Raw genomic sequence first — 24,077 nt, 5'->3', positions numbered from 1 at the left:
TGGTGGATTGTTCTGGAATTCATTGGCTCTGCAATTTCCCTGTGGGAGCGAGCTTGCTCGCGATAGCGATGGGTCAGTACCCGCTCCATTGACTGACACACCCTCATCGCGAGCAAGCTCGCTCCCACATGGGCTTCAGGGGTTACTTGCCGGTGATCATCGGCAGGTTCAGCCCCTGCTCCTTGGCGCAATCAATGGCGATCTGGTAACCGGCATCGGCATGGCGCATCACCCCGGTGCCCGGGTCGTTGTGCAGTACGCGGGCAATCCGTTCAGCCGCTTCGTCGGTACCGTCGCAGACGATCACCATGCCCGAGTGCTGGGAGAAGCCCATGCCGACGCCGCCACCGTGGTGCAACGACACCCAGGTCGCGCCGCTGGCGGTGTTGAGCAAGGCGTTGAGCAGCGGCCAGTCGGAAACGGCGTCGGAGCCGTCCTGCATGGATTCGGTTTCACGGTTCGGGCTGGCGACGGAACCAGAGTCGAGGTGGTCGCGACCGATGACAATCGGCGCCGACAACTCGCCGCTGCGCACCATTTCGTTGAAGGCCAGACCCAACTTGGCGCGCTGGCCCAGGCCAACCCAGCAGATACGCGCCGGCAAGCCCTGGAAGCTGATGCGCTCGCGGGCCATGTCCAACCAGTTGTGCAGGTGGGCGTCGTCGGGGATCAGTTCCTTGACCTTGGCGTCGGTCTTGTAGATGTCCTGGGGGTCACCGGACAGCGCAGCCCAACGGAACGGGCCGATGCCACGGCAGAACAGCGGACGGATATAGGCCGGGACGAAACCGGGGAAGTCGAAGGCATTTTCGACGCCCTCTTCCTGGGCCATCTGGCGGATGTTGTTGCCGTAGTCGAAGGTCGGCACGCCCATTTTCTGGAAGGCCAGCATGGCTTTGACGTGGACGGCCATCGATTGCTTGGCGGCCTTCACCACGGCGGCGGGTTCGGTCTTGGCACGGGCACGGTATTCGTCCCAGGTCCAACCGGCCGGCAGGTAACCGTTGAGGGGATCGTGGGCGCTGGTCTGGTCGGTGACCATGTCCGGGCGCACACCACGACGGACCATTTCCGGCAGGATTTCGGCAGCATTCCCGCACAGCGCGATGGAAATGGCCTTGCCTTCGGCGGTGTATTTCTCGATACGCGCCAAGGCGTCGTCGAGGTCTTTGGCTTGCTCGTCGACGTAGCGGGTTTTCAGACGGAAATCGATGCTCACCTGCTGGCATTCGATGTTCAGCGAGCACGCACCCGCCAGTGTCGCGGCCAGGGGTTGTGCGCCGCCCATGCCACCCAAGCCGGCGGTCAGGACCCAACGGCCCTTGAGGTTGGAGTCGTAGTGCTGGCGACCGGCTTCGACGAAGGTTTCATAAGTGCCCTGCACGATGCCCTGGCTGCCGATGTAGATCCAGCTGCCAGCGGTCATCTGGCCGTACATGGCCAGGCCCTTGGCGTCGAGTTCGTTGAAGTGCTCCCAACTGGCCCAGTGCGGCACCAGGTTGGAGTTGGCGATCAGTACGCGAGGGGCATTGCTGTGGGTCTTGAATACGCCCACCGGCTTGCCGGATTGCACCAGCAGGGTTTCGTCGTCGTTCAGGTTGGTGAGGCTTTCGACGATCTTGTCGTAGCACTCCCAGTTACGCGCCGCGCGGCCGATGCCACCGTAGACCACCAGCTCCTTGGGGTTCTCGGCCACTTCCGGGTCGAGGTTGTTCATCAACATGCGCAGCGGCGCTTCAGTCAGCCAGCTTTTGGCGGTCAGCGTGTTACCGCGAGGGGCGCGAATTTCAACGTCACGGTATTTTTCGGGTTTACGGGTAGCGTCGGTCACAGCAAAAACTCCTCAGCGATCAATCCAGACCAGCCCGGGCAGTGGGCAGCGATTTTGCGAACGTTGCGTTGAATATCGGTGACTCATACGCATACGTCTTTACTTGTATGTACAAGCATATGCAATCAAGCGGCCAACTTGTTGGAGGTGATGCTTAGGAACGGCTGTGGAATTGGCTGAAAGCCCTGTAGTTGAAGGGTTAACGAGCCGTATGAAATTTTTTAAGAGGGCTTTTTAGGGGGAGATCAGAGGGACAAAAAAGCGTGGTATTGCGCCACGCTGGGGCATTCGGTAACAAGTTGGTGCGCAGAAGAAACAGTAGGCAGGCACCTTGTGGAGAGGGGATTTATCTGTGGGAGCAAAGCTTGCCCGCGACGCAGGCGACTCGATTTTCTGGCAGACCGCATCGCCTGCATCGCGGGCAAGCCTTGCTTCCACAGGGTACTCAAGAAGCTGAAATTAGTGGGCCGTCAGCTCGATCACGCAGCATTGACCGTGGGTGGAGACATCCACCAGCCCGGTGTTACCACTCAGTTGCAAGCAGTCGTAGAGTCCCAAATCCACGGCAGATTCAGCGATCTTGATGGCCAATCCCGGGGCGGCACTGAACACCAACACCGTCCCCGCCTCGCTGAAAAACCGCTGCTGGCCGCCCAACCACTGCAACCGCACGCGGTAACGTTGTGGCGTGTAGATCAGGTTGAAGTCGCGAATCGGCCCGCCCAGCAGCGTGCAATACACATGACTCTCGCCACTGAACGCAAAAGGGTCCAGCGGATGCAAAGCCCGCGTGGTCTGGCCATCAACGTTCAGCGTCATGCCGTCACCTTGCAGAACGCTGATAACCCGCTCGTAACCGGCGAATGTGGAAAAACCACCCGACTCACCGATATCGGCAATCGACAGGCGCCAACCGAAACCTTCCAGGCCGGCACCGGCATCGCGGGTGATTTCCTCGGTGCTGCCACCGCCGTTTTTCCACGGCATGCGGGGGTAATCTGCTGCGCGTAAAACCTTCAACTGGCTCATTTATGAAAGCGCCCTTCCAGGCTGTGGCGGGAGCCCGGATGGATCAGGCGTGCGGCGGTCACCGGTTGGCGTCCGGACCAGGTACGACGGCGGATCAACAGGCACGGCTCACCTCGCTCGATCTGCAGCAGCTTGCATTCGCTCGGCTCGGCCAGGATCGCTTCCACCACGTGCTCGCCTTCGGTCAGTGGCGCAACCTGGTTCAGGTAGGCGTAAGGGGTCTGCACGGTGAAATCCTGCTTGAGGTAGTCAGGCGCCACCAGTGCGTTGACAAAACGGTCCTCGATTTGCACGGGGATGTCATTCTCGAAATGCACGATCAGCGAATGGAACACCTTCTGGCCTTCACGCATGTCCAGGGCCAGGGCTCGCTCGGAACCGGCCGCCTCTTCTTCCAGGGTGATCACCTTGCAGGTGTGGCGATGACCACGGGAGGCGATTTCGTCGGCAATGTTGTGCACTTCGAACAACGCGGATTGGCTCTTGGGCTCGGCCACGAACGTGCCCACCCCCTGCATGCGCACCAACAGGCCGTCGGCGGTCATTTCCCGCAGGGCACGGTTGATGGTCATGCGACTGAAGCCCAACTGGCTGACCAGCTCGCTTTCCGACGGCACGCGGTAATGCGGCGGCCAGTTTCCACTGTCGATCTGCTGGGTGATCATCTGTTTGACGCGGGCGTACAAGGGCGCCGGACTGTCACCCATGTGTGCGGCCAGCGGCGGTTTGGCAGGCGGAGTCGGCACGGCGGTTCCCTGTTCTGCGGATAAGGTTGCTAGCTTGCCGGAGTTTACCGGCCAGGCAAACGTCTGTATATGTATATACAAATTACGCACGATGAGGTTGAACCATGTCCGCCTTCTTTGCCGAACGCGCGCTGCTGCCTAGTGGATGGGCCCACGATGTACGTCTTGAGGTCGATGCCGAGGGCGTCCTGACCCATATCCAGGCCGGTTCCCACGCAGACGGCGCCGAACGGCTGGACGGCCCGTTGTTGCCGGGCATGCCGAACCTGCACTCCCATGCTTTTCAACGGGCCATGGCCGGGCTGGCGGAAGTGGCGGGCAATCCCAACGACAGTTTCTGGACCTGGCGCGACTTGATGTATCGCCTCGTCGGAAAAATCAGCCCCGAGCAACTCGGCATCATCGCTCGCCAGCTGTACATCGAAATGCTCAAGACCGGCTACACCTCGGTCGCCGAATTCCATTACGTGCACCATGACACCGACGGCGCGCCCTACGCCGACCCGGCGGAGCTGGCCCTGCGCATCAGCCACGCCGCCAGCGCCGCCGGCATCGGCCTGACGCTGCTGCCGGTGCTCTACAGCCATTCCGGTTTTGGCGGCCAGGCGCCCAATGACGGGCAGCGTCGCTTCATCAACAGCACCGAAAACTACTTGAAGCTTCAATCACGCTTGCAGCCGATCCTGGCCGGGCAACCGTCCCAGGCCCTGGGCTTGTGTTTCCACTCGCTGCGCGCCGTGACGCCCGAACAGATCCAGGACGTGCTGGCCGCCAGCGACCGTGATTGCCCGGTGCACATTCACATCGCCGAGCAGCAAAAGGAAGTCGATGACTGCCTGAGCTGGAGCGGCGCCCGCCCGTTGCAATGGCTGTACGAAAACACCGAGGTCGACCAGCGCTGGTGCCTGGTCCATGCCACCCATGCCAACGCCCAGGAAGTCAGCCTCATTGCCAAGAGCCGGGCGATTGCCGGTCTGTGCCTGACCACCGAAGCCAACCTGGGGGACGGGATTTTCCCGGCCGTGGATTTCCTCGCCCAGGGCGGACGCCTGGGGATCGGCTCCGACAGTCATGTGTCGTTGAGCGTGGTCGAAGAATTGCGTTGGCTGGAATATGGCCAGCGCCTGCGTGATCAACGGCGCAACCGCTTATACCGGACGGATCAGCCGATGGTTGGCCGCACCTTGTTTGACGCGGCATTGGAAGGCGGCGCCCAGGCCCTGGGACAACCGGTCGGCGCCCTCGACATCGGCAAGCGCGCCGACTGGCTGGTGCTCGATGGCAACGACCCATACCTGGCCACCGCCCAGGGCGACGGGATCCTCAATCGCTGGTTGTTTGCCGGCGGCGATCGCCAGGTGCGCGATGTGATGGTCGGTGGACAGTGGGTTGTGCGCGATGGGCGTCATGCCGGCGAAGAGGAAAGCGCCCGGGCGTTTACCCAGGTATTGCGCGAACTCCTGGGCTGATCGCAAAAAATCAATGTGGGAATACCACTGTGGGAGCGAGCTTGCTCGCGATGAGGCCTTCACACTCAACGCAAATGTTGACTGGAAATCCGTCATCGCGAGCAAGCTCGCTCCCACACTGGTTTTCGGGTGACCGTCAGTCCGAGGTCTTGGCCATCTGCCGATCCGAGGCGCGCCAGATCAGTCGTGTCGTGTCATAACCCTGCTGGCGCGCCTTGCTCAGCAGTTCCTCGCGCACGACGCTATTGACGGTCGGTGTGCGGGACAGCAGCCACATGTAGCGGCGGCTCGGGTCGCCGACGATGGCGGTCTTGTAGTCATCGCTGACGTACAGCACCCAGTATTGCCCTTTCGCCACGCCCGGCACGATCCGTGAAAACCAGTTATCGAACTCGACCCAGAGCTTGTCGGTCTTGCCCGGCACCTGCGGCGTGGCGGTACCCTTGGCTTCTTCCCACTGCCAGTCCGAGGTCAGGCAGCGATTGAGCACACCCACATTGCCGTCTGGCTTGAGGGTGTAGTGAGCTTCCGATTGCGCGCAATTGCGCTGGAAATACATGGGCAGGCGGGCCAACTCATACCAGGTCCCTTGGTAACGCTTGAGGTTGACGCTGTTGACCGTCTTGGGTGCCAGCGGATCTTCGCCAGAAGTGGCACAGCCAGCCAAAACCAGGCCAGCCAAAAGCACAAAAACTAACCGCATCATTATTTTTCTCCCGCAGGCCTCTGGCCTCGGTTTACTTCAGGCCTTGGCCGGAAAACATCAACACTTTGTCACCGGCGTACTGCACGCTGATAAAGCTTTTCTGGTCGCCCCAGGTGCAGCTGGACATGCCGAGGGCGCCTGAGCAATCGGTCGGTTTCCCCAGCAACGTTTCGACTTCGGCCTTGGGCATACCCGCCGACAGTTTCGAATAGTTTTCCTGGTTGACCTTGCTGCATGCGGTCAACACGACGCACATAAACAGCAGAGCGATAGATCGCAGCGACATGGTGTAACTCCTGGAACGGAAGGGAGGTGGCAGGGTGCCAACCTGATCCTTAGAAGAGAAAACCCTTATCTGGTTCCCTGACGCCCCCAGTATTTATTGGCCGTGCAGAGGTGTTTCATCGGTGAATCAACCGGTTTGTGACGCCGTCGTACCTTTCGTCGGGATTGACGCCCTGACGCCTGATGGGCCGGGCTTCTGCGCCGATAAAAAGTAACAGCGCAAAACCCTGCGCTATGGCAAATTGACAGCCCTTCCTGACCCGTCCCTCCGCGGTAGTGTTATTAATGACCAGAAACATGAAATTCAGCCATAAAATCCTGCTGGCTGCCGCCCTCGTGGTGGCCGTTGCATTCGCCTGTTTCATCCTGTTCAACGACTATCGTCAACGCCAGAGCCTGCACGCCAGCACCGAGACCTCCATGCAGGAGCTCGGCAGCCTGACCAGCCGCAACATCCAGACGTGGGTCGACGGCCGTATCCAATTGCTGCAATCGCTGGCCCAGCAGATCGCCGTGGACGGCAGCAGTGCCGACAGCCTCAAGCGCGCCGTGGGCCTGCCGGCCTACACCGGCAACTTCCAGCTCAGCTATTTCGGCGGCACCGACGGCGTGATGTTCTCGGTACCGGCCGGCAATCGCGCCGCCGACTACGACCCGCGCGCCCGTGGCTGGTACAAGGCCGCCAACAGCGCACAGCAAACCATTGTCACCGAGCCCTACATCGCCGCCTCGTCGGGCAAGCTGGTGATCACCGTCGCCACACCGGTACAGCGCCAGAACCAGATGATCGGCGTGGCCGGTGCGGACATCGACCTGTCCAGCGTCAGCGCCATCATCAACTCGCTGAACTTCGGCGGCCACGGCCACGCGTTCATCGTCAGCGCCGACGGCAAGATCCTGATCCACCCCGACAGCAAGCGCGTGCTCAAGACCCTGGCCGAGGCCTACCCCAACGGCGCACCGCAAATCAGCCCGGGCGTGAAGGAAGTCGATCTCGACGGCAAGACCCAATTCATCTCCTTCACCCGCGTCAACGGCGTGCCGGGCGCCGATTGGTACGTGGCGCTGGTGCTCGACAAGGACACCGCGCTGGCGATGCTCAGTGAGTTCCGTACATCGGCACTGATCGCCATGGTCATCGCCGTGGTGTTCATCATCGCCCTGCTGGGCATGTTGATCCGCGTGCTGATGCAGCCGCTGCTGACCATGGGCCGTGCCATGCATGACATCGCCGAAGGCGAAGGCGACCTGACCCGCCGCCTGGTCATCCACGGCCAGGACGAATTCGGCGCACTGGGCACGTCGTTCAACCGTTTTGTCGAGCGCATTCACACCTCGATCCGCGAAGTGGCCTCAGCCACCGGACAGGTCAACGAAGTCGCCTTGCGCGTGGTCAGTGCGTCCAACTCGTCGATGTTCAACTCCGACCAGCAGGCATCGCGCACCAGCAGCGTGGCCGCGGCCATCAACCAGCTTGGCGCCGCCGCCCAGGAAATCGCCCAGAACGCCGCCCTCGCCTCGCAACATTCCAGCGATGCCCGCAGCCTGGCCGAAGACGGTCAGCAAGTGGTGGATAAAACCATCGCGGCCATGCAACAGTTGTCGGCCAAGATCAGCGATTCGTGTGGCAACATCGAAACCCTGAACAGCAACACGGTGAACATCGGCCAGATTCTTGAGGTGATCACCAGCATTTCCCAGCAGACCAACCTGCTCGCCCTCAACGCCGCCATCGAAGCAGCCCGGGCCGGTGAAGCCGGGCGCGGCTTCGCAGTGGTGGCCGATGAAGTGCGCAACCTGGCCCACCGCACCCAGGATTCGGCGCAGCAAGTGCAGAAGATGATTGAAGAACTGCAAGTCGGCGCACGGGAAGCGGTACTGACCATGACCGACAGCCAGCGCCAGAGCGAAAGCAGCGTCGGCATCGCCAACCAGGCCGGCGAACGACTGGGCAGCGTGACCCAGCGTATCGGTGAAATCGACGGCATGAACCAGTCCGTGGCGACCGCCACCGAAGAACAGACCGCCGTGGTGGAGTCGATCAACGTCGACATCACCGAGATCAATACCCTTAACCAGGAAGGCGTGGAAAACCTGCAAGCCACCTTGCGCGCCTGTGCCGACCTCGAGCAGCAGGCGGCGCGATTGAAGCAGTTGGTGGGCAGTTTCCGGATCTAGCGCCTGGAAGGGGCCCCATCGCGAGCAAGCTCGCTCCCACAGTTGATCAGATTTCCCTGACGGAACTCGGTCAACTGTGGGAGCGAGCTTGCTCGCGATAGCGGCATCAGACGCGCAGAAAACTCAGAACCTGGACCCAGGCCTGCTCAAAAACTCCAGCTCATCAGCCGTGGACTCGCGCCCCAACACCGCATTGCGATGGGGAAAGCGTCCAAACCGGGCAATGATCTTCTGATGCCGTTCGGCATAATCCAGGTTGTCTTCAAACACCGCCCGCTGCGCCTCAGGCTGCTCTCGGACCAGGTTGATAAACCGCGACACGGCTTCGTTCTGCACCGCGAGGTTTTCGCAGTGTTCGAGTACGAGGTAGATGAATACCCGCTGGATCGGTTTGAGTTGCCCGTCGAACCCCGCCGCCAGGCCCTGGGCTACCAGCGCTTGGGCACGCAGATCGCCGGAAAAGCTTTTAGGGGTGTTGCGAAAGATCATTCGCGGGAGTTGGTCGAGTAGCAGCACCAGGGCCAGCCAACCTTCCGGGCGTTGCGCCCACTCGGTCAATCCGCCGGCCAGTGCCTGCTCGACCTGATCGCCGAAGCGCTCTCGCGCCTGGCGATCATGGCCTTTGCCAAACCACAGCTTGCCCTTGTCAGCGGCTATTTCGTCCGGTGTTTCGGCTGAACCAAACCACCAATCGAGCAACGCCTGCCAGGGCTCGGCCATGATTACTCCTTGTGATAGGCCGTGGCGCGCGCCACTTCTTCTTTCGAACCGAGGAACACCGCCACGCGCTGGTGCAGGCCTTCAGGCTTGATATCGAGGATGCGCTGGTGACCGTCGGTGGAAGCGCCGCCTGCCTGCTCCACCAGGAACGACATCGGGTTGGCTTCGTACATCAGGCGCAGCTTGCCCGGCTTGGACGGCTCGCGGCTGTCGCGCGGGTACATGAACAGGCCGCCACGGGTCAGGATCCGGTGCACGTCGGCAACCATCGCAGCGACCCAGCGCATGTTGTAGTTCTTCTTCAGCGGGCCTTCTTCGCCCGCCAGCAATTCTTCGACGTAGCGTTTTACCGGGGCTTCCCAGTGACGCTGGTTGGACATGTTGATGGCGAATTCCTGGGTGGTTTCAGGAATGGTGATGTCTTCGTGGGTCAGGACGAAGCTGCCCATCTCGCGGTCCAGGGTGAAGCCTTTGACGCCGTCGCCCAGGGTCAGCACCAGCATGGTCTGAGGGCCGTAGATGGCATAACCGGCGGCGACCTGCTCGGTGCCTGGCTGCAAGAAGGCCTTTTCATTCAGGGCTTCGTTCTGGCTCAGGTACTCGTTCGGGCAGCGCAGTACCGAGAAGATGGTGCCGACCGGCGCGTTGATGTCGATGTTCGACGAACCGTCCAGTGGGTCGAACACCAGCAGGTAGGCACCCTTGGGGTATTTGCCCGGGATCTGGTAGGCATTGTCCATTTCCTCGGACGCCATGCCGGCCAAGTGACCGCCCCACTCGTTGGCTTCGAGCAGGATTTCGTTGGACAGCACGTCGAGCTTCTTCTGCACTTCGCCCTGCACGTTTTCGGTGCCCATGCTGCCCAGGACACCACCCAGCGCGCCTTTGGAGACGGCGTGGCTGATCTCCTTGCACGCACGCGCCACCACTTCGATCAAAAAGCGCAGATCGGCAGGGGTATTGTTGCTGCGGGTCTGCTCAATCAAATAGCGACTCAAGGTAACGCGGGACATGGACGGCTCCGAAGAATAGGGGGCGGAAAAACCAGCGCAGTTTAGCGCGAGTCGGGACTTAATTCCTCCTATGAGACGGGATATGGAGGATTGAGTTCACGGGGTGGGGGCTCGCTTGGGTATTTCTGTTGATTGGGAGGACGCCATCGCGAGCAAGCTCGCTCCCACAGTTGACCGAGTTGTTTCGACGAACGCGGTCTATTGTGGGAGCGAGCTTGCTCGCGATGAGCACACCTCAATTCTTGACCGGCGGCTTGCGCAACAGGCTGAACGCCATCGCCGCGAGGAACAGCACACTGAGCAACAACACCGCCCACAGGCCGATTTTCTTCCAGTTGGTATCGTCGGTCGCGGGGGTGGCGGCGCTAGCCGGTGTCGAGGTGGTTGCCAACCCGTTCACCGTCGCAGTGCCCAGCGTCGCCAGGCGTGACGGCTTGTAATCGGGCACCAGCGTGCTCAATGGCAAGTTCGCCGCTTTGACCGTCGCGCTGCCGAGCGCCAGACTGTAGGGCCCTTCGCCGCGCGCCAGGAACACCACCTGGGTCGGGCGCACGGCAAAGCGCAGGGCCGGGGCTTCGCTCCCCAGACCACCACCACGCTCATCCACCGTCAGTTTCAATTGCTGGACGGTCTGGCCGGACAGTTGCAATTGGTTTTGCAGCACATCCTGGCCGTTCTGGGTCAGGCGATAGAGCAAACCACTGCCCAACGGCTGCCACGGCTGGCTGCTTTCCCGGCGCCCGGCCAGCGTTACCGGTGCCAGGCTGTTGGCCTGGCTCAGTTCGACCTGCACTTGCTCGATGTTCAGCCCCATGGGCAACTGCCAGGTGTATTCACCGGCCTTCGTGGTGCTGCCAGCCAAAGGCTTGGACCAGGCCAGCGGCAACGGCAGGTTTTCGCGGCTGGCGCTTTGCAACTGGGCCGAGGTCAGCACCGGCGCGGAGGACGGCGAATCCCACAACAGCCGCAGGTAACGTGCCGGCTGCCCCGGCAGGCTCACTTCATGCTGCTCGACCCGCTCATCGGCAAAGGTCAGACGCGCCACCTGGCCTTCGCCCCATGACTGCCAGTGCTGCAAGTCGTCACTGGCCTCGATGGTGAACCGCTGGAAGCCATCGCGTTCGCCGGTCCAGTCGAGAATCAACTGCTGCAGCGGCGCCTTGATCGCGCTGGCATCCAGCAACCAGCCACGCAACTCCTCTTCCCCTGCTTCGAGCCGGCTGGAGGGTTGGACTTCCACCAGTGTGCCGTTGGCATTCGATTGCACTCGCACACTGGGCGCGCGCTCGTTGTCATCGGCGGCGTTGTACAGCGGGAACCACTTCACGTCGGTGAGGGTACGGTTTTCCCGGCTCTGGGCCGACTCGCGCACCAACGCATAAGCCTGGGCCTGCCCGGCCGCGTTGAAGACCCGCAGGTCGCTCAGGTCGGTCTGCCGCGCTTGCAGCTGAACGTCCAGTGGCAGCGCGAGGCGATACCACGGCCCTTCGCCGCTCAAAGCCAACGGCACCTGATGGGCGAAATCCGCCGGTTGTTCCTGGGCCGTAGCCGACAACGCCACCCACAATCCGACCACGCCCAGCCCGATCCGATTCAACTTGCGACTCAAGATGACACTCCCTCACTGACAGGCATAGGCGGCTCATCCTGGGCGACCGTCTCCGGGCGCTTGGGCGGCAGCGGCGCAAAATAGCCCACGACCAGCAGCAACACGCCTACGCCGATAAACGAAACAATCCGCGCCAGACCGCCACGGTTACTCAATTCGACAAAGAACAGCTTGGCCACGACCACGGCGATCAACGCCGCACCGATCAGCCACACTTCACGGCGATGGCGCAGATGCCCACCGATCATCAGGCCCAGGGCGATCAGGGTCCAGACAATGGACAAGCCGGCCTGCACGAACATGGATTCAAGCAGCGCATCCAGCTCGAACGGCACCCCCATCCACTGGTGGGCAGTGCGCATCACCAGCGCGGTGAAGAACGCGAACAGCGACACACCGGCGATCAATTGGGCGATGTGTCCAACGCGACTCCATCGGCTCGTCGATTGCGCCACGGCGTTGCGGGCCCACACATAGACACCGAACAAGGCGAACAGCAGGCCCAGCTCCAAGGGGTTGAGCAACGGCACGTAAGGCAGTGGCTCGGCGGTGCCATCGCTGAAGGTGTTGGTCAGCCAGAACCAACCGAGCATCAGCAGTGCCATGGGTGCCGCCGCATAGACACGGTATTCCCGGGGCTGTGCCGAAACCGGCCATGGCCAGGCACGCGGCGCTGCCATCAGCACCAGGTACAGGCTCGGCAGGATCGCCCAGGCCAACCAGCGCCAGGCGTTGTACTGCTCGGACAGCAACAGCAGGCCGTAACGCAATTCCAGCATCAACACCGCCATCAGCAACCAGCAACCGAGCACGTGGGCCGTACTGCGCGCCTGGGCCGGCAGCGTCGGCGCCAAGTGCTTGAGGGAGAGGAAATGCACGCCGAATACCGCCAGCCAGGCCAGCCAGCCGAAATTCGCGGCCGGGTGATAGTAGCTGTGCCCCGTTGCCACCAGCACAGAGCCCGCCGCCGGAATCAACAACGTGCACAGCAACCCCAGCGCCGGCCATTTCAACCGCAGCGCCAAGACCGTCCACACCGCCACACTGATCGCCGCGACCATCAGCAGCCAACTGCCTTGCAGGTTCGCCGGGGCAAAGCGCAGCACTTCGCTGACCCACGCCAACGCCCACCAACCCGCCCCCCAGACCAGCAACAGCTCGGACAGGCGCTGCAAGCTCAAGGCCTCCAGTTCCTGCGCCGCGTGCGCCCGTTGCAGGCGCCATGCGCCCACCAGCGCCGCCAACCCCAGCACCAGCGGCGTCCAGAAGCCGCTATGGGCCAGGGGCCGCAGATCTTCGGCATTGAGCGGCCCCAGCAGCGTCGGCCCCGCCGTCAGGAACGCCGCACCGCCCAGCAGTTGCAACAGCAGGCCGAAGACAAAGCTCACGCGTTGTTTCAGGTACAGGCTCAGCCAGATGATCAAGAGGCCGCTGGCCGCCCATACACCGCTCGCCGTTTGCCACGGCAGGACGAACAGCACCGCGAGGTTGATCAGCACCAGCCCCGCCAACAACACCACCGACAAGCCGCGCAGCAACCGGACATCGTTGCGCACCATGTCGTCGCGCGCCGCCAGCAACATGCCGCCGATCAACGCCAGGCCGATCAGCGAAGCACTGAGCAAACCGCTCCAGCCCGCGCTGAACACCGCCGCCGAATCGCCTTCGGCGCCTTGCAAGCGCAACAGGAATAGCGCACCGCCGAGCAATTGCACCGCGAACGCCGTGAACAGGAAGCTGCGCGATTGCAGGCGCAAGCCAACGAACAGCGTCGCCAAACCGGCCAGGGCCCAGGCGATGGCGGTGCCGTGGGTGAGGAAGAACAGCGGTGCCAGCAGATAGAGGAAACTCAACCCCAGCACAGCCAGCACCGGCTGGCCTTGGCGCTCCCAATGTGCGCAGTGCTCAGGCTCAGCCTTGTGCAGTTGGTAGAAGGTGAACAGCAAGGCGCCGCCGAGCATCAACGCTCCCAGCGGTGAACCATCGAGCAGGCTACCGTCGCCGCTGCGCAACTCGCTGATGAACGCCACCGCCGAGCCCAATTGCAGCAGCAAGGCAAAGGCCCGGGCGAATGGACGCTGCTGGCGCAGGCCCAGCCAGAAGATCCCCGCGCCCTCCACGGCCCAGGCCGCCGCGGTCCAACGGGCGTCGAGCCCCAAGGGGATCGCCAGGCTGGCAAAAATCACCCCCAGGGCCAGGCAGGTTTCCGCCAACAGCAGGGCGCGGCCGCCCATCAATAGCCGCGCCAGGCCCATGTAGATCATGCCCAGGGCCAGGGCTCTGAAGGCGGCGGCGAACTCCAGGTGCTGCACCAACGCGAACTGCAAGCCAAAGCCCACCAACGGCGGACCGAACAGCATGCTGCCGTCCACGTAATCGCCCTTGCGCGCCGACCAGCGCAGCAGCGCCTCGCGGCTGCCGTCCTCGGGAGCATCGCCCATTTCCAACAGCTTGCGGCGGGTGAACAGCAAGCCGATCGCCAGGTAAATGAGGAAGAACAGAATCAGGAACGGCTCGGTGCTCCAGAGCAGCTCCGGCGTATAGGAACGCAGGCCCCAGGCGAAACCGATGCCGAAGGTGCCGACAAAACCGATCAGGTTGAGCAGGCGCCAGGCCTTGAACCAGGCAATCGCGAGGATACCGGCATTGAGCAGGATGAAATAGCTGAACAGCGCGACGTGGTTGCCGCTGCCGGTGGAGGTCAGGATCGGTGCGGCGAACCCGCCCAGTGCCGCCGCAGCAGCCAGGCCGAGGGCATTCTGGGTCACCGCCAGGATCGCCGAGAACACCGTCACCGCTACCAGCAAGCCCAGGGCGGCCTTGGAATCGAGCAATGGATGCAGGCGCATGGCGGCGAACACGGTCAGGTACAACACGGCGATCCCGGTACCCTGGAGCATCAACGCATAATTACTGTTGCGGTTGCGCAGCCACCAACCCAGGCCCAGCAGGCCCAAGGCGCTGGCCGCGACGCCGGCGTAACGCAACTCGATCGGCACCCACCATGCCTTCGGTGGCATAGCGCAGCAGGAACGCCAGGCCGAGGAACAACAGCACCACGCCGACTCTCAGCACGGTGTTGCCGCCGAACAGCCAGTTGCGCGCACCGATAATGGCGCGGTCGAACAGATTCGGACCACGGGGGGCCGCCGGCTCCGCCACCATCGGCTCCAGGGGCAGAGGGGCAAAGTCGCGGTGGGCACGCTGACTGGACGTCTCTGGCGCGGGCTTCCAAATGTCATCGGGCAACGGCTGGCTGGCCTGGGGTGGCCATCGCGGGAGCGGGTTCGAGGTCTGGTGGCAATTCCCAGACGAGCTCCGGTTCGGTGCGCGTTGCGGGCTGCGCGGCCTGGGGCACGACAACCTCGGGCGCGGGTGCCGGATCACCTGGCTCGGCCACCTTGCCGCGTTCGAGCACCGCCAGACGGGCCTCCAACGTGAGCAAGCTCTGCTGGGCCTCTTGCAACAAGATCTGTTGCTTGGCCGCTTGGACACCCAGGCGCCCCAATCGAAACGCCTGGGCGATGCCAAGCCCCACCAGTGCGCCTATCAGCGCATCGGCGAACGACTCGTCCACCACCCAGCCGAGTGCCAGGCCCAACAACGTCAAGATCCATTGCATGGTCGATATCCCTAAGCGGCCCGTTGCGGGCGTAACCGGGGTGATGCGGTGCCTGGATCAGTCTAGTGGAACCCCCCAAACCCTGTGGGAGCGAGCTGTGTGGGAGCAAAGCTTGCTCGCGATCCAGGCGCTGCGGTCCTCAAGAGACCGCGGCGTTTTCATCGCGGGCAAGCCTTGCTCCCACACAGCTCGCTCCCACATTGGAATGTTGGCGCTGCCATTTACTGAGTCCGGCCACATAGCCCGGCGAAACTGGCGCCTAGTATATCGACGAAGCCCAACCGCCGTTGGGCTTCGCTCACATTTCTTACAGCAAATGCTACTCCAGGGCTTTCCAGATGTCGGTGGCGTATTCACGGATGGTCCGGTCCGAGGAGAACCAGCCCATGCGCGCGGTATTCAGTACCGCCGAACGCCACCACTGCTTGGAGTCGTGCCAACGCTCTTCGACCTTGGCCTGGGCGTTCCAGTACGAGTCGAAGTCGGCGCACACCAGGAAGCGGTCGTAGTCCACCAACGAATCCACAAGCCCGGCGTAGCGCATCGGATCATCCGGCGAGAACACCCCACCACGAATCGCCTGCAACACATCGTTGAGGCGATGGGACGCGGCGATGTCCGGCGCGGCGCTGAACTCTCCGTTTTGCTTGCGCGCCTCCACCTGCTCGGCGGTCAGGCCGAAGATGAACATGTGTTCGCCACCGATACGCTCATGCATCTCCACGTTGGCGCCGTCCATGGTGCCGATGGTCAGCGCGCCGTTGAGGCCGAACTTCATGTTGCTGGTGCCCGACGCTTCGAAACCGGCCGTGGAAATCTGCTCCGACAAGTCCGCCGCCGGGATGATGCTTTCGGCCAGGCTGACGTTGTAGTTGGGCAGGAACACCACTTTGAGCAAACCACGCACGGTCGGGTCGTTGTTCACCACCCGGGCGATGTCGTTGGTCAGCTTGATTATCAGCTTGGCCTGGTGATAACTGGCGGCGGCCTTGCCGGCGAAGATCTTCACCCGCGGCACCCAATCCACTTCCGGTTCGGCACGAATCGCCTGATACAGTGCCACGGTGTGCATCAGATTGAGCAACTGGCGCTTGTACTCGTGGATCCGCTTGACCTGCACGTCGAACATCGCCGCCGGATTGACGGCGATGCCCAGTCGCTCGTGGATCAGATAAGCCAGGGCTTTCTTGCTGTGCAGCCGCTGCTCGGCGAACGCCTTGCGAAACGCCGGTTTGTCGGCAAACGGTTCCAGTTCGATCAGGCGCTCCTCGGGGTTGTCGAGCACGCTCGGGCCGAGGGCGTCGACCATCATCGAGGTCAATTCGGCGTTGGCCTGGAACAACCAGCGGCGGAAGGTGATGCCATTGGTCTTGTTGTTGATCCGATCCGGATAGAGTTTGTGCAACTCGGAGAACACCGTGCTGCGCATCAGTTGGGTATGCAATCCGGACACACCGTTGACGCTGTGGGAACCGAGGAACGCCAGGTTACCCATGCGCACCCGGCGGCCGTTGTCCTCTTCGATCAGCGACACCGAGCGCAGCACGTCGAAATCGTGCACGCCCTTGGCCCGCAGCGAATCGATGTGCTGGGCGTTGATCAGGTAGATGATCTGCATGTGCCGGGGCAACATGCGCTCCATCAGCCCCACCGGCCAGGTTTCCAGGGCTTCGGGCAGCAGCGTGTGGTTGGTGTAGGACAGCGTGTCCTGGGTGATCTGCCAGGCCGCGTCCCAGGCCACGTCGTAGACGTCCACCAATTGGCGCATCAGCTCGGCCACGGCAATGGACGGGTGCGTGTCGTTGAGCTGGATCGCCGCGTGATCGCCCAGGGTCAGCACCGAGGTGTGCATGTTGCGATGGCGGCGCAGCAAGTCCTGCAACGAGGCGGCGACGAAGAAATATTCCTGGCGCAGGCGCAGTTCCTGGCCGGCCTCGGTGCTGTCGGCCGGGTACAGCACGCGGGAAATACTTTCAGCCCGGGCCACCTCCGCTACCGCGCCCAGGTGGTCGCCGGCATTGAAGCGCTCCAGGTGCAGGTCTTCCACGGCTCGGGCGCGCCATAGGCGCAGGGTATTGACGCTGGCACCGCGCCAGCCCACCACCGGGGTGTCATAGGCGATGGCTCGCACGGTTTCGCCCGGGGACCAGACTTGCCGGGTCTTGCCGGTGTCGTCGGTCACGGTTTCGACGCTGCCGCCAAAGCCGATCGGGTAGACCACTTCCGGGCGCTCGAACTCCCAAGGGTTGCCGAAGTCCAGCCAGTGCTCGGTCTGCTCCTGCTGCCAGCCATCGACAATCGCTTGGCGGAACAGGCCGTGCTCATAACGAATCCCGTAGCCATGACCGGCGATGCCCAGGGTCGACATGCTTTCCATGAAGCACGCCGCCAAGCGGCCAAGGCCACCGTTGCCCAACGCCGCATCCGGCTCGAGCAGGCGGATGCGCTCCAGGTCCACGCCCAGCTCGGTCAGGGCTTCACGGGCGGTGTCCAGCAGGCCGAGGTTGCTCAGGCTGTCGTAGAGCAAGCGACCGATGAGGAATTCCAGGGAGAGGTAATAGACGCGCTTCTGGCCCTTGCGGTAGATCTGCCGCGTGTGGTCCATCCAGTGTTCGACCATGTGGTCGCGGGCGGCCAGGGCAATAGCTTCGAACCAATCGTGATCAAACGCATGATCGGGGTCCTTGCCGACGGCATAAGTGAGTTTGGTCAACACAGCATCGCGAAAAGCAGCGACTTCGGCTTCGCGAACAAGTGGTTCTTGAGTCATTGATGAGACCTCGAACGAGCATGGAATTGTCTGAGCCTAGTCGGTCTGACAGGCGGTACAGGCGCAGGTTCGGTGGTTTTTCCACCGCGCCGGAGAATCGTCGCCAGGGAACTGCCATATGGACGAATGAATGCAGGGGGCGTGCCGGTCCTGGAGCGTTTTTGCAGGGATGAAAAAAAACCGGCAGATGGTCGTTCAAAATTTCACCAGTCCCGGTATGATCGCGCGCCCTGATGCATGCTGGTAAACCGTGATGATGAAGCCCAACCTGATCGCCGCCGCGGAGATCGACCGACTCGATACCTGGGCCAAGTACTCCGCCCCGATGTGCGGTTCCTGCGTGTCGAGCTGCTGCACGCTGCCGGTGGAGGTCAAGATCAAGGACCTGATCCGCATCGGTATCGTCGATGAGTTCGAACTGGGCGATCCGCCGAAGAACATCGCCAAGCGCCTGCAAAAGGAAGGGATCGTCGAGCGCTACAACCAGAAGTCGGAAATCTTCACGCTCCAGCGCATGAGCAACAACGATTGCCTTTATCTGGACCGCAAGAGCCGGTTGTGCACCATTTACGAGAAACGTCCGGACACCTGCCGCAACCATCCGCGGGTTGGACCGCGGCCGGGGTATTGCGCCTACAAGCCCAAGGAAGTGGAGCGCGAGCGCAATCCGCGGACGTTGGACAAATTCTGATCTACAGATGGTTCAGCGGTGCCTGAACCATCGCCATCGCGAGCAAGCTCGCTCCCACAGTAGATGTATGTCGGACACAAAATCTGTATCCGCTGAAAATCAACTGTGGGAGCGAGCTTGCTCGCGATAGGGCCCTGACAGACACCACATAACTTCCAAGCATAAAAAAACGCCCCTGATCTCACAATCAGGGGCGTTTTTTTCAGCCGCTAACTAAGTCGAAACTCAGTTGCCGCTTTTCTTGGCAGCGCGGGTACGCTCGCTTTCGCCAAGGATTTTCTTACGCAGGCGGATCGACTTAGGCGTCACTTCACACAGTTCGTCTTCCTGCACGAACTCCAGCGCTTGTTCCAGGGTGAACTTGACCGGCGGAACCAGGGCGATGGTTTCGTCCTTGCCCGAAGCACGCATGTTGTCGAGCTTCTTGCCTTTGGTCGGGTTCACGCCCAGGTCGTTGTCGCGGCTGTTCAGACCGACGATTTGACCTTCGTAGATATCCTGGCCGTGCTCGACGAACAGCTTGCCGCGCGCTTGCAGGGTTTCCAGCGAGTAGGTCAGGGCCTTGCCGGTGGCAACCGATACCAGGACGCCGTTCTGACGGCCAGACATGTCGCCGGACTTCATCACGTCGTAACGATCGAAGATCGAAGTCAGGATGCCGCCACCGGAGGTCAGGGTCAGGAACTCGTTACGGAAACCGATCAGGCCACGGGCCGGGATGTTGTACTCAAGGCGCACACGGCCCTTGCCATCCGGAACCATGTTGGTCAGGTCGCCTTTACGCAGGCCCATTTGCTCCATGATCGCGCCCTGGGATTCTTCCGGCAGGTCGATGGTCACGTTTTCGTACGGTTCGTGCTTGACGCCATCCACCATGCGGATGATCACTTCAGGACGACCTACGCCCATTTCGAAGCCTTCGCGACGCATGGTTTCGATCAGTACCGAGAGGTGCAGCTCACCACGGCCGGAAACCTTGAACTTGTCGGCCGAGTCGCCTTCTTCAACGCGCAGGGCAACGTTGTAGAGCAGCTCTTTGTCCAGGCGTTCCTTGATGTTACGGCTGGTCACGAACTTGCCTTCTTTACCGCAGAATGGCGAGTCGTTGACCTGGAAGGTCATGGAAACGGTTGGCTCGTCGACGGTCAACGGCTTCATCGCTTCGACGTTCAGTGGGTCGCACAGGGTGTCGGAGATGAACAGTTGCTCGAAGCCGCTGATGCAGACGATGTCGCCGGCCGCTGCTTCTTCAACGTCGATGCGGTGCAGGCCGTGGTGACCCATCAGCTTGAGGATACGACCGTTGCGCTTCTTGCCGTCGGCGTCGATGGCGACCACCGGGGTGTTCGGCTTGATGCGACCACGGGCGATACGACCAACGCCGATCACACCCAGGAAGCTGTTGTAGTCCAGTGCCGAGATCTGCATCTGGAACGGACCGTCACGGTCGACTTTCGGCGCCGGTACGTCGTCGACGATCGACTGGTACAGCGGGGTCATGTCTTCAGCCATGGCGGTGTGGTCCAGACCGGCAATACCGTTCAGGGCCGAGGCGTAGACGACTTTGAAGTCCAGCTGTTCTTCGGTGGCACCCAGGTTGTCGAACAGGTCGAAGATCTGGTCCAGAACCCAATCCGGACGCGCGCCTGGACGGTCAACCTTGTTGATGACCACGATCGGACGCAGGCCGGCTTCGAAAGCCTTCTTGGTCACGAAACGGGTTTGCGGCATAGGGCCGTCTTGAGCGTCAACCAGCAGCAGCACGGAGTCGACCATCGACATCACGCGCTCTACTTCACCACCGAAGTCGGCGTGGCCCGGGGTGTCCACGATGTTGATGTGGTAGCCGTTCCAGTTGATGGCGGTGTTTTTCGCCAGGATGGTAATACCGCGCTCTTTTTCCTGGTCGTTGGAGTCCATCACGCGCTCGTCGTTGAGCTCGTTGCGCTCCAGGGTGCCGGATTGACGCAAGAGTTTGTCTACCAGGGTGGTCTTACCATGGTCAACGTGAGCAATGATGGCGATGTTGCGTAGATTTTCGATCACTTGTGTATCTCGATCAGAGGATTCGGTGTGCTGACAGGTCGTGGCAGCGATTTACGTTGAGTCCGACAAAGCCGTTACAGCCTGTCGGCGGCGTCGGGGGGCCGGTGACGCAGGCCACAGGCAAACAGCCCCGGGCACTTAGCTCGGTCGATAAACGCGCACATTGGCATGCCCCTCACTGAGCAAATGGTGGGCATGCAGGCGACTCATCACGCCTTTGTCGCAATACAGCAGGTACTGGCGAGTAGGGTCCAGTTCCTTGAAACGCGCGTTCACTGCATAGAACGGCATCGTTTGTACCTCGATGCCGGCGATACTCAGCGGGTCGTCTTCAGCGTCGTCCGGGTGACGGATGTCGATGATGATCTGACCGGCCAGCGCTTCGCCGACTTCTTCAATTTGTATGTCCTGGCCCAATTCATCGATGACCCGATCGATTGGCACCAGCCTGGCGTTTTCGAGCGCTCGCTCGAGCACCGCCATGTCGAATTCTTTCTCTTCGTGCTCCACCCGCCCGCGCTTGGCCGCCGTCTTCGGATTGACCGAGATGACGCCGCAGTACTCCGGCATGTGCCGGGCAAACTCGGCGGTGCCGATTTCGTTGGCCTGGTCGATGATGTCCTGCTTGTGGCTGGCGATCAGTGGACGCAAGACCAGCTTCTCGGTCACGCAGTCGATCACCGACAGATTCGGCAACGTCTGGCTCGACACCTGGGAGATCGCCTCGCCGGTCACCAGCGCATCGATTTGCAGGCGGTCGGCAATTCGTGAAGCGGCGCGCAACATCATACGCTTCAAAATGACGCCCATATGACTGTTATCGACTTTGCCGAGAATCTCGCCCAGGACTTCCTCGAACGGCACACTCACAAATAACACGCGTTGGGAGCTGCCGTACTTCTTCCAGATGAAGTGCGCCACTTCCATCACGCCCAATTCATGGGCACGTCCGCCGAGGTTGAAGAAGCAGAAATGGCTCATCAACCCGCGACGCATGATCTGGTAGGCGGCCACCGTGGAGTCGAAGCCACCGGACATCAGCACCAGGGTCTGCTCCAGCGAACCCAGCGGATAACCGCCGATGCTGTTGTGCTGGCTGTGGATCACGAACAACCGCTGGTCGCGAATTTCGATGCGCACTTCGATTTCCGGGTCTTTCAACGAAATACCGGCCGCGCCGCATTGCCGACGCAACTGGCTGCCGACGTATTTCTCCACGTCCATCGAGCTGAACGGGTGTTTGCCGGCACGCTTGCAACGCACCGAAAAAATCTTGCCAGCCAGCGCGTCACCATAATGGAGCATGCACTTGGCCAGGATGTCGTCGAAATCCCCCAGCGGGTATTCATCGACTTGCAAAAAATGCGCGATGCCCGGCATGCAGCTCAGGCGCTCGGTCATTTCCTTGAGGAGCTTGGGTTCGCTGACACGGGTTTCCAGTTCGAGGTTGTCCCACACGCCATTCACCACCACGGCCGGGTCCAGGTCTCGGAGCACGGCACGGATGTTCTTGGCCAACTGGCGGATGAAACGCATCCGTACCGGGCGGCTCTTGATGGTGATCTCGGGGAAGACTTTTACGATTAGTTTCATGAAAACAGCGCGCGAACGGCCAGCCGAAAAAGGGGGGCGCGGATTATAGCGGAAATTGCTCAAGGTTTAACCAGTTTATGTGCAGATGGTTTTAGGTGCACCAAAACAGGTCATTATCGATTGGCGGCGCTACATTGCAGTGCGTTATTGTCTGACAATCTTTGATTTACGCCATTAAAAGCGTGGATTTGGTGCAAAAAACCCATGCTGGGGCACTGGCATGCAATTTGCTCCCTTGTGAGGCAGGTTGCCTTGGCAGAGTATTCGCGCCGGCATCACCCATATCTAAGGGCACTCCACTACCCGCCCGAAGCCACCCGGAGGACATATGTCGAAGTCGGTTCAACTCATCAAAGATCATGACGTCAAGTGGATTGATCTGCGCTTCACTGACACCAAAGGTACTCAACATCACGTGACCATGCCGGCCCGTGATGCGCTGGACGACGAATTCTTTGAAATCGGGAAAATGTTCGACGGCTCCTCCATCTCCGGCTGGAAAGGCATCGAAGCCTCCGACATGATCCTGATGCCGGACGACGAAACCGCCGTCCTGGACCCGTTCACCGAAGAGCCGACCCTGATCCTGGTCTGCGACATCATCGAACCTTCGACCATGCAAGGCTATGACCGCGACCCACGCGCCATCGCCCACCGCGCCGAGGAATACCTGAAGTCCACCGGCATCGGCGACACCGCTTTCTTCGGTCCTGAGCCTGAGTTCTTCATCTTCGACTCGGTCAAATTCAAGTCCGACATCTCCGGCTCCATGTTCAAGATCTTCTCCGAACAAGGTTCTTGGATGTCCGACCAGGACGTGGAAGGCGGCAACAAAGGCCACCGTCCAGGCATCAAAGGCGGTTACTTCCCGGTCCCACCGTTCGACTTCGACCACGAAATCCGTACCTCCATGTGCAACGCACTGGAAGAAATGGGCCAGACCGTCGAAGTTCACCACCACGAAGTGGCGACTGCCGGCCAGAACGAAATCGGCGTGAAATTCAACACGCTGGTCAAGAAGGCTGACGAAGTACAGACCCTCAAGTACTGCGTACACAACGTTGCCGACGCCTACGGCCGCACCGCGACCTTCATGCCGAAGCCTCTGTACGGCGACAACGGTTCGGGCATGCACGTTCACATGTCGATCTCCAAGGACGGCAAGAACACCTTCGCAGGCGAAGGCTATGCCGGTCTGTCGGACACCGCCCTGTACTTCATCGGCGGTATCATCAAGCACGGTAAGGCCCTGAACGGCTTCACCAACCCGTCGACCAACTCCTACAAGCGTCTGGTTCCAGGCTTCGAAGCTCCGGTCATGCTGGCCTACTCGGCTCGCAACCGTTCCGCCTCGATCCGTATTCCTTACGTGAACAGCCCTAAGGCTCGCCGTATCGAAGCACGCTTCCCGGATCCGGCTGCCAACCCGTACCTGGCCTTCGCTGCACTGATGATGGCCGGTCTGGACGGTATCCAGAACAAGATCCACCCTGGCGATGCCGCTGACAAAAACCTGTATGACCTGCCGCCTGAAGAGGCCAAGGAAATCCCACAGGTGTGTGGCAGCCTGAAAGAAGCCCTGGAAGAGCTGGACAAGGGCCGTGCGTTCCTGACCAAGGGCGGCGTATTCAGCGATGACTTCATCGACGCTTACATCGCACTGAAAAGCGAAGAAGAAATCAAGGTTCGCACCTTCGTACACCCACTGGAATACGAGCTGTACTACAGCTGCTAATCCAGTAAGCGCCGCCACGCACGGCGTGAAATAA

15 protein-coding genes and 1 pseudogene are annotated in these 24,077 nt (G+C 61.3%); 4 read left to right on the top strand and 12 right to left on the bottom strand.

All coding sequences use genetic code 11. The annotated features are described in order from the left end of the window. Window positions 1-142: 142 nt before the first annotated feature. The 3 genes from hutU to hutC all read right to left on the bottom strand — a co-directional run bounded on the left by hutU (window position 143) and on the right by hutC (window position 3,567). Window positions 143-1,831, bottom strand: a complete 1,689-nt coding sequence (gene hutU, locus PSH84_RS06545; RefSeq protein WP_039592729.1) for a urocanate hydratase — start codon at window positions 1,829-1,831, stop codon at window positions 143-145. Window positions 1,832-2,290: 459 nt separating this feature from the next. Next, window positions 2,291-2,860, bottom strand: coding sequence for a HutD/Ves family protein (locus PSH84_RS06540; protein ID WP_305469316.1), 570 nt, complete (start codon window positions 2,858-2,860; stop codon window positions 2,291-2,293). Continuing rightward, window positions 2,857-3,567, bottom strand: a complete 711-nt coding sequence (gene hutC / locus PSH84_RS06535; RefSeq protein WP_170845945.1) for a histidine utilization transcriptional repressor HutC — start codon at window positions 3,565-3,567, stop codon at window positions 2,857-2,859. Before hutC ends, PSH84_RS06540 begins: the two co-directional genes overlap by 4 nt. Before the next feature lie 143 nt (window positions 3,568-3,710). Here hutC and PSH84_RS06530 point away from each other — a divergent pair, with 143 nt between their 5' ends. Continuing rightward, window positions 3,711-5,075: a formimidoylglutamate deiminase gene (locus PSH84_RS06530; RefSeq protein ID WP_305482422.1), complete on the top strand. Its 1,365-nt coding sequence runs from the start codon at window positions 3,711-3,713 to the stop codon at window positions 5,073-5,075. Window positions 5,076-5,211: 136 nt separating this feature from the next. Here the strand turns inward: PSH84_RS06530 and PSH84_RS06525 are convergent, their stop codons facing one another. Beyond that, window positions 5,212-5,781, bottom strand: coding sequence for a lipocalin family protein (locus PSH84_RS06525; protein ID WP_122565265.1), 570 nt, complete (start codon window positions 5,779-5,781; stop codon window positions 5,212-5,214). A gap of 31 nt (window positions 5,782-5,812) precedes the next feature. Further along, the gene (locus tag PSH84_RS06520) at window positions 5,813-6,067 is read right to left on the bottom strand and encodes a hypothetical protein (RefSeq protein WP_003186715.1); all 255 of its coding nucleotides are present in this window, start codon (window positions 6,065-6,067) and stop codon (window positions 5,813-5,815) included. Window positions 6,068-6,351: 284 nt separating this feature from the next. On the opposite strand from PSH84_RS06520, the gene PSH84_RS06515 reads away from it, so the two are divergent. Further along, complete coding sequence (locus PSH84_RS06515; RefSeq protein ID WP_305469312.1) at window positions 6,352-8,244, top strand: methyl-accepting chemotaxis protein; 1,893 nt, start codon at window positions 6,352-6,354, stop codon at window positions 8,242-8,244. A 123-nt stretch (window positions 8,245-8,367) separates the two neighbouring features. Here PSH84_RS06515 and PSH84_RS06510 read toward each other — a convergent pair whose 3' ends face one another. From PSH84_RS06510 to PSH84_RS06490, 5 genes and pseudogenes are all read right to left on the bottom strand, one after another. Next, window positions 8,368-8,964, bottom strand: coding sequence for a DUF924 family protein (locus tag PSH84_RS06510; protein WP_305469311.1), 597 nt, complete (start codon window positions 8,962-8,964; stop codon window positions 8,368-8,370). Between the two features lie 2 nt (window positions 8,965-8,966). Further along, on the bottom strand, window positions 8,967-9,977 hold the full coding sequence (locus PSH84_RS06505; protein WP_018607993.1) for a class 1 fructose-bisphosphatase: 1,011 nt from the start codon (window positions 9,975-9,977) through the stop codon (window positions 8,967-8,969). A gap of 235 nt (window positions 9,978-10,212) precedes the next feature. Further along, a complete protein-coding gene (locus PSH84_RS06500; RefSeq protein ID WP_305482421.1) occupies window positions 10,213-11,586 on the bottom strand; it encodes a DUF3999 domain-containing protein in 1,374 nt (457 codons plus the stop codon). Beyond that, window positions 11,583-15,208 (bottom strand): annotated as a pseudogene (locus tag PSH84_RS06495) (DUF2339 domain-containing protein). Before PSH84_RS06495 ends, PSH84_RS06500 begins: the two are co-directional and overlap by 4 nt. Window positions 15,209-15,527: 319 nt before the next feature. Beyond that, a complete protein-coding gene (locus tag PSH84_RS06490) occupies window positions 15,528-17,978 on the bottom strand; it encodes a glycogen/starch/alpha-glucan phosphorylase (protein WP_122565259.1) in 2,451 nt (816 codons plus the stop codon). A 253-nt stretch (window positions 17,979-18,231) separates the two neighbouring features. Between PSH84_RS06490 and PSH84_RS06485 the strand changes: the two genes are divergently transcribed. After that, window positions 18,232-18,669, top strand: coding sequence for a YkgJ family cysteine cluster protein (locus PSH84_RS06485; RefSeq protein WP_003196865.1), 438 nt, complete (start codon window positions 18,232-18,234; stop codon window positions 18,667-18,669). 225 nt (window positions 18,670-18,894) lie between these two features. On the opposite strand, the gene typA is transcribed toward PSH84_RS06485, so the two are convergent. Further along, window positions 18,895-20,715 carry a translational GTPase TypA gene (gene typA, locus PSH84_RS06480; protein ID WP_003186725.1) on the bottom strand — a complete coding sequence of 607 codons (1,821 nt, stop codon included), beginning with the start codon at window positions 20,713-20,715 and terminating at the stop codon, window positions 18,895-18,897. 138 nt (window positions 20,716-20,853) lie between these two features. Further along, on the bottom strand, window positions 20,854-22,308 hold the full coding sequence (gene thiI / locus PSH84_RS06475; RefSeq protein ID WP_122565257.1) for a tRNA uracil 4-sulfurtransferase ThiI: 1,455 nt from the start codon (window positions 22,306-22,308) through the stop codon (window positions 20,854-20,856). Between the two features lie 328 nt (window positions 22,309-22,636). On the opposite strand from thiI, the gene glnA reads away from it, so the two are divergent. Further along, window positions 22,637-24,043: a type I glutamate--ammonia ligase gene (gene glnA, locus PSH84_RS06470; protein WP_014336114.1), complete on the top strand. Its 1,407-nt coding sequence runs from the start codon at window positions 22,637-22,639 to the stop codon at window positions 24,041-24,043. Window positions 24,044-24,077: the final 34 nt, after the last annotated feature.

The organism is Pseudomonas beijingensis, from assembly GCF_030687295.1.
GTDB classification, from domain to species: Bacteria; Pseudomonadota; Gammaproteobacteria; order Pseudomonadales; family Pseudomonadaceae; genus Aquipseudomonas; species Aquipseudomonas beijingensis.
This window is presented reverse-complemented; position numbering and strand designations above follow the sequence as displayed.

What these genes read in the sequence shown, in the direction of transcription:
- PSH84_RS06525 (WP_122565265.1), bottom strand. Translation starts at nt 5,781, where the DNA reads ATGATGCGGTTAGTTTTTGTGCTTTTGGCTGGCCTGGTTTTGGCTGGC.
- PSH84_RS06490 (WP_122565259.1), bottom strand. Translation starts at nt 17,978, where the DNA reads ATGACTCAAGAACCACTTGTTCGCGAAGCCGAAGTCGCTGCTTTTCGC.
- thiI (WP_122565257.1), bottom strand. Translation starts at nt 22,308, where the DNA reads ATGAAACTAATCGTAAAAGTCTTCCCCGAGATCACCATCAAGAGCCGC.
- hutC (WP_170845945.1), bottom strand. Translation starts at nt 3,567, where the DNA reads ATGGGTGACAGTCCGGCGCCCTTGTACGCCCGCGTCAAACAGATGATC.
- PSH84_RS06530 (WP_305482422.1), top strand. Translation starts at nt 3,711, where the DNA reads ATGTCCGCCTTCTTTGCCGAACGCGCGCTGCTGCCTAGTGGATGGGCC.
- PSH84_RS06505 (WP_018607993.1), bottom strand. Translation starts at nt 9,977, where the DNA reads ATGTCCCGCGTTACCTTGAGTCGCTATTTGATTGAGCAGACCCGCAGC.
- PSH84_RS06485 (WP_003196865.1), top strand. Translation starts at nt 18,232, where the DNA reads ATGATGAAGCCCAACCTGATCGCCGCCGCGGAGATCGACCGACTCGAT.
- PSH84_RS06520 (WP_003186715.1), bottom strand. Translation starts at nt 6,067, where the DNA reads ATGTCGCTGCGATCTATCGCTCTGCTGTTTATGTGCGTCGTGTTGACC.
- PSH84_RS06510 (WP_305469311.1), bottom strand. Translation starts at nt 8,964, where the DNA reads ATGGCCGAGCCCTGGCAGGCGTTGCTCGATTGGTGGTTTGGTTCAGCC.
- glnA (WP_014336114.1), top strand. Translation starts at nt 22,637, where the DNA reads ATGTCGAAGTCGGTTCAACTCATCAAAGATCATGACGTCAAGTGGATT.
- PSH84_RS06515 (WP_305469312.1), top strand. Translation starts at nt 6,352, where the DNA reads ATGACCAGAAACATGAAATTCAGCCATAAAATCCTGCTGGCTGCCGCC.
- PSH84_RS06540 (WP_305469316.1), bottom strand. Translation starts at nt 2,860, where the DNA reads ATGAGCCAGTTGAAGGTTTTACGCGCAGCAGATTACCCCCGCATGCCG.